Genomic DNA, 5,303 nt, shown 5'->3' on the forward strand with positions numbered 1-5,303 from the left:
CCTCCGACTCCCCCGAGGACCCCGAGGACATCGACCACGCCGATGAGGACGACGACGTCGACCTCAACCTGCCCGAGGCCGACCCCGAGGATCTTGAGGACGCTGCGGACTCTGAATCCGAGGACGGCCCCGACGGCGGTGCCGACGAGGAGGTCGATGAGGAGGACGTCGACGGGCACACCCCCTTCCTCGACACGGACGACGCCGAGGACTCCGATGCGGACACCGTCGACCAGGCGCCGGCTCCGGAAACCTTCGATGACCTGGGCCTGCCCGGTGACCTGCTCAAGGCCGTCAAGGACATGGGCTACGAAACCCCGACCGCCATCCAGCGTGAAGCTATCCCGGTGCTGCTGGCCGGCCGCGACGTCGTCGGCATCGCCCAGACCGGCACCGGTAAAACCGCTGCCTTCGGCCTGCCCCTGCTCGACGCCGTCGACGCCCACGACGGCGCGGTCCAGGCGCTGGTCCTGGCACCGACCCGCGAACTGGCGCTCCAAAGCGCGGAGGCCATCACCGACATGGCCAGCCGCTCCCGCGGTCTGGACGTCGTCGCCGTGTACGGCGGCGCACCCTACGGTCCGCAGATCGGCGCGCTCAGGGACGGTGCGCAGGTAGTGGTGGGTACGCCCGGGCGCGTTATCGACCTCATTGAGAAGGGCGCGCTCACCTTGGATGAGGTCAAGTACTTCGTCCTCGACGAGGCCGACGAGATGCTGCGCATGGGCTTCGCCGAGGATGTGGAGACGATTGCCGAATCCCTGCCCAGCGAGCGCCGCACCGCCCTGTTCTCCGCCACCATGCCTCCCGCCATTCAGGCGGTAGCCCGCCAGCACCTCATCGACCCGGTGCGGGTGGAGGTCTCCCGCCAGGCATCCACCGTCGACACCGTCCACCAGACCTACGCGGTGGTGCCCTTCCGCCACAAGATCGGCGCTGCCGCCCGCGTGCTGGCTGTCACCGACGCCGAGGCGGCGCTGGTGTTCGTCCGCACCAAGTCCACCGCCGAGGACGTCGCCATTGAATTGGCCGGCCGCGGTATTCAGGCCGCCGCCATCTCCGGTGATGTGCCGCAGCGCGAACGCGAGCGGCTGGTCGAGCGCCTGCGCGGCGGCACCCTCGACGTGCTCGTCGCCACCGACGTCGCCGCCCGCGGACTGGACGTGGACCGTATTGGACTCGTCGTCAACTTCGACGTCCCCCGGGAAGCGGAGGCCTACGTCCACCGTATTGGCCGCACCGGCCGCGCCGGCCGCCACGGTGAGGCCATTACCTTCCTCACCCCCAAGGAGAAGCGCAAGCTCCGCCAGATCGAGCACCTGACCGGTACCCGTTTGGAGGAGGTCACCCTCCCCTCCCCCGCCGACGTCTCCGAGCACCGCGCCGGCAAGCTGCTCAACCGCGCCGCGACCCGTCACGAGCGCGGCCGCCTCGAGATGTACTCCCGGCTGGTGTCCGCCAAGAGCGAGGAGCTCGGTATCGACGCCGACGAGCTGGCCGCTACCCTGCTGGCCCTCGCCGTCGGCGACGAGGGTCCGCGACGGCGCGATGACGGCGACCGGCCGCGCCGGCGCGGAGGACGCGAGGAGCTGGACGAGGACGGCACCTTCGTGTCCGCCTCTTTCGAGGGTGGTCGTGAGGACCGCCGCGGCCGCCGGGGAGAGCGTCCCGACGGCAAGCCCGGTGCTGCCCGCGGCGGACGGCGGCACGAGGACGGATCCGGCACCGTCTACCGTATTGAGGTCGGCCACCGTGACCGCGTGCTTCCCGGGGCCATCGTCGGTGCCCTCGCGAATGAGGGCGGTATTTCGGGATCCGACATTGGCAAGATCGACATCCTGCAGTCCTTCTCCCTGGTGGAGATCCACACGCCCCTGAGCGACGAGCAGCTGGAGAACATGGGGCACGCCACCTTCGCCGGTCGCGAGCTGCGCATCCGCGTCGACGAGGGCCCGGGGCACGGCTCCGGCGGCTGGGAGGACCGTCGCGGCGGCCGCTCGCGCGGTGACCGGAACAATGATCGCCGCTCCGGCCGTTATGACCGTGGCGGCTTCAAGCGGCGCTATGACCGCGACGACCGCCGCCATGACGGACATGACCGCGGTGGCCGCTGGGGCAACCGCGGCTGGGACGGCGCACGCCGGAGCGGTTTCCGCGGCAACCGAGACGGGCGCTGACGTCCCGGCGGCGGGGCGCCCGGCCGGAGAGTGAAGGAGAAGCACATGGTTCCGGCTGCGTACCTGCTTGTGGCGGTGGTGTGCGGCTTTGCCGCCACGCTGCTGCGGCTCCCGCCCCTGGTGGGGTTCCTCGCCGCTGGTTTCGCCCTCGGCTCCTCATCGCTGCCCCGACTTGAGTTCGTCGAGGTGCTCGGCGACCTCGGGGTGGCGGTGCTGCTGTTCACCATCGGGCTCAAACTGGACCTGCGGGTGCTGCGGCGCAAGGAGGTCGCCGGCACCGCCGTCATCGTCATGACGGTGCTGACCGGTTTGAGCACGCTCCTGCTGGCGGGGCTGCTCGGACTCGGCCTGAATCTGGGCGCCAGTACCCCGGCCGGGGTGGTGACCGCCGGCTTCGCCCTGTCGTTCTCCTCCACGGTTGTCGTCGTCAAGCTGCTCGAGGAACGCGACGACGCCGGCTCCCTGTACGGGCGCATTGCCATCGGTGTGCTTGTGCTCCAGGACATCGCCGCCGTCATCTATATGACCGCGGCCTCTGGCCGACTGCCCAGCCCGTGGGCGGCGGCCCTGGTGGCGTTGTGGCCGGCGTCGAAGCTGCTGCGCAAGGTGCTCGACCGCATCGACCACGGTGAGATGCGTGCACTGTTCGGCATTTCCATGGCGCTGCTTCCCGGCTACCTGTTATTCGACCTAGTTGGGGTCGATGGTGATCTCGGCGCATTGGTCATGGGGGCGCTATTCGCCTCCCACCCCGCTGCCAAGGAGCTGTCCAGTGCCCTGTTCACCATCAAGGAACTGCTGCTGGTGGGATTCTTCCTGTCCATTGGCCTCGATGGTGTCCCAGGCACTGCCGCATTCGCCCTCGCTGGCGTGCTGCTCGTGCTGCTGCCGGTGCGCTCGCTCATCTACACCGGTGTGGTGCGCGCGTTGGGAATGCGGCGCCGTACCAGCGTGCTCACCGGCATGGCGTTGACTGCATACAGCGAGTTCGCGCTCATCGTCGTCGCTACCGCCGCCGGGCACGGCCTGCTCGGCGAGGAGTGGGCGCCGGCGGTGTCCCTGGCGCTGGCCCTGTCCTTCGTCGTCTCCTCGATCGTCAACCGCAAACCCGCCTCGCTCGTCGAGTGGCTGGCGGGGCTGCTGCCCGACCGCCCGGCCAGTGCGCTGCACCCCGAGGAGCAGCCCGTCAGCCTTGAGGGCGTGTGCACGGTCGTCTTCGGTATGGGCCGTGCGGGGCGCTCCACCTACACCCGGCTGTACGCAGACGGGGAGGTGGGCGTGCTCGGCATCGACTCCGACGCCTCCAAGGTGGAGGCGCTGCGCCGCCAGGGGTTCAATGTGCTGGAGGCGGACGCCACCGACCGGCAGTTCTGGGAGCGGCTGGACGAGGTTCACGCCACCAAGGCAGTGCTGGCCATGTCCGAGCCGGGCGCGAACGTCCGCGTCCTGGAGTGGCTGGGACGCTCCAGCTTCGAGGGGCGGATTTTGGCCATTGCCCGCTACGACGACGAGGCCGCCGCCCTGCGGGACGCGGGTGTCGACGTCGTCGTCAACCTTTACGACGGCGCCGGCGAGGCTCTTGCCCGCGCCGCCGAGGCCGCCTAGATGCTTGATTCCAAGGGGTGTGGGTGTTCTGCTGCGGTTCAGGTCGGTGTGAAGGCGCTTCTTCCTCTTGTCACCGAAACCGGCACTAATAACGTGCCGAAACCGGCACTTGTAACGTGCCGAGACCGGCACTAATGACGTGCTGAGACTGTGGTGTCTCAAGACATCTGAGACAGTGAGACCGGTTTACATCTGAGACAGTGTGCTGGTGGTGTGTGGGCGGTTGGTGAATTGTCTGGGGCCGGCGTGCGTGAGTTGCGGCGGGGTATCAACTGTGTATGAGGGTGCTCGCTGGGCGTTCTCAACGTGTCGGGGATGGCCGACCGTGGGGTCTGCGGCAAGGACTGCTGCCCAGCGTGTGTTCTCAGCGGCGGTGCTTGAATACGACCCTTTGAGCCCGAGACCTCCCTGTCGGGGTTGCCTGGTGGTCGACTACAACCCTTATGACCCGAGACCTCGGTTTATCGCGGGAGTTTGGGGCGCAAAGGGTCGTACTCGACCAGGGCGGATCAAGAACCCCGCCTCAGCGCGCCACAGTCAACCCCGACACGGAAAGCCCGGCCGCGACCACCCCGGCCGCCGACATCCCGGGCGGCGGCACTCCGATCCCGCACAGGCACACAGAATGATGCGCACTCAACCCCGCCAACACCAGCCACCATAACCACACCGCCAACCTCGGCACGTCATTAGTGCCGGTCTCGGCACGTTATTTGTGCCGGTCTCGGTGAGAGGGGAGCGGACACCGCCCGCCGCAGCGGGGTACCCCACGCCCCCTTGAATTCAATCGTCTAGACTCTCCGCGCACCCGGTTGCCGGCTAGGAAGGACACAGCGATGACGGGTCACGAGGTCTTATCCGACAGGTCGGCGCCCGCCGCGCAGCGGATCGCCGACCTTGCCAAGGTCTCGGCTCGCCCCGGCAAGTCCCTGCTGGTCGAGGACCCGGAGACGCTGCTCAACGCCTTGCGGGCGGGGGTGACATTCCACGAGGTTTATGTCCTTGACTCGGCCGAGCCGCCCGCCCAGCTGCGTGAGGAGTGCGCGCGCAGGCGCGTACCCCTGAGGGTTATCGCCTCCGGCTTGGCCACCGACCTGTTCCGCTCGGACAAACGCCCCGAGGTCTTCGGCGTGGCGCGTATGCCCCAACCGGTCGAGCCCGCGCAGCTGCTCGCCGGCACAGGCGATCTGCTCATCTTGGACGGGGTGAGGATTGTCGGGAACATCGGCGCCATCGCGCGCAGTGCCTACGCCTTCGGGGCTGCGGGCATGGTGTTGGTCGACTCGGGGCTGGCCAGCATTGCCGACCGGCGCCTCATCCGTGCCAGCCGCGGCTACGTCTTCTCCCTGCCGGTTGCGCTTATGGACTGGCAGGACACGCAGGCGCTGCTGGCCGACTTCGTGGGTGCGGGCGGGCACGTCGCCGCCCTGGATGCCGGGGCGACGGGGTCCTTGGACCGGCTGGCGGCGTGGGACGGCCGACTCGCCCTCATTGCGGGGGCGGAGACGACCGGCCTGTCAG

Annotated in this window: 3 protein-coding genes; all 3 read left to right on the forward strand. The window is 68.8% G+C overall.

Annotation, left to right across the window (positions count from 1 at the left end):
• A partial coding sequence (locus tag RWX45_RS00075; RefSeq protein ID WP_316021761.1) for a DEAD/DEAH box helicase occupies nucleotides 1–2,177 on the forward strand: 2,177 nt, incomplete at its 5' end.
• A gap of 45 nt (nucleotides 2,178–2,222) precedes the next feature.
• Complete coding sequence (locus RWX45_RS00080) at nucleotides 2,223–3,782, forward strand: cation:proton antiporter family protein (RefSeq protein ID WP_316021762.1); 1,560 nt, start codon at nucleotides 2,223–2,225, stop codon at nucleotides 3,780–3,782.
• A gap of 836 nt (nucleotides 3,783–4,618) precedes the next feature.
• The coding region (locus RWX45_RS00085) for a TrmH family RNA methyltransferase (protein ID WP_316021763.1) at nucleotides 4,619–5,303 on the forward strand (685 nt) is incomplete at its 3' end.

The organism is Actinomyces sp. MRS3W (assembly GCF_032465695.1).
Classification (GTDB): Bacteria; Actinomycetota; Actinomycetes; order Actinomycetales; family Actinomycetaceae; genus Actinomyces.

Bases quoted from the DNA above. Each gene is read 5' to 3' on its own strand.
- RWX45_RS00080 (WP_316021762.1), top strand. From the start codon at position 2,223: ATGGTTCCGGCTGCGTACCTGCTTGTGGCGGTGGTGTGCGGCTTTGCC.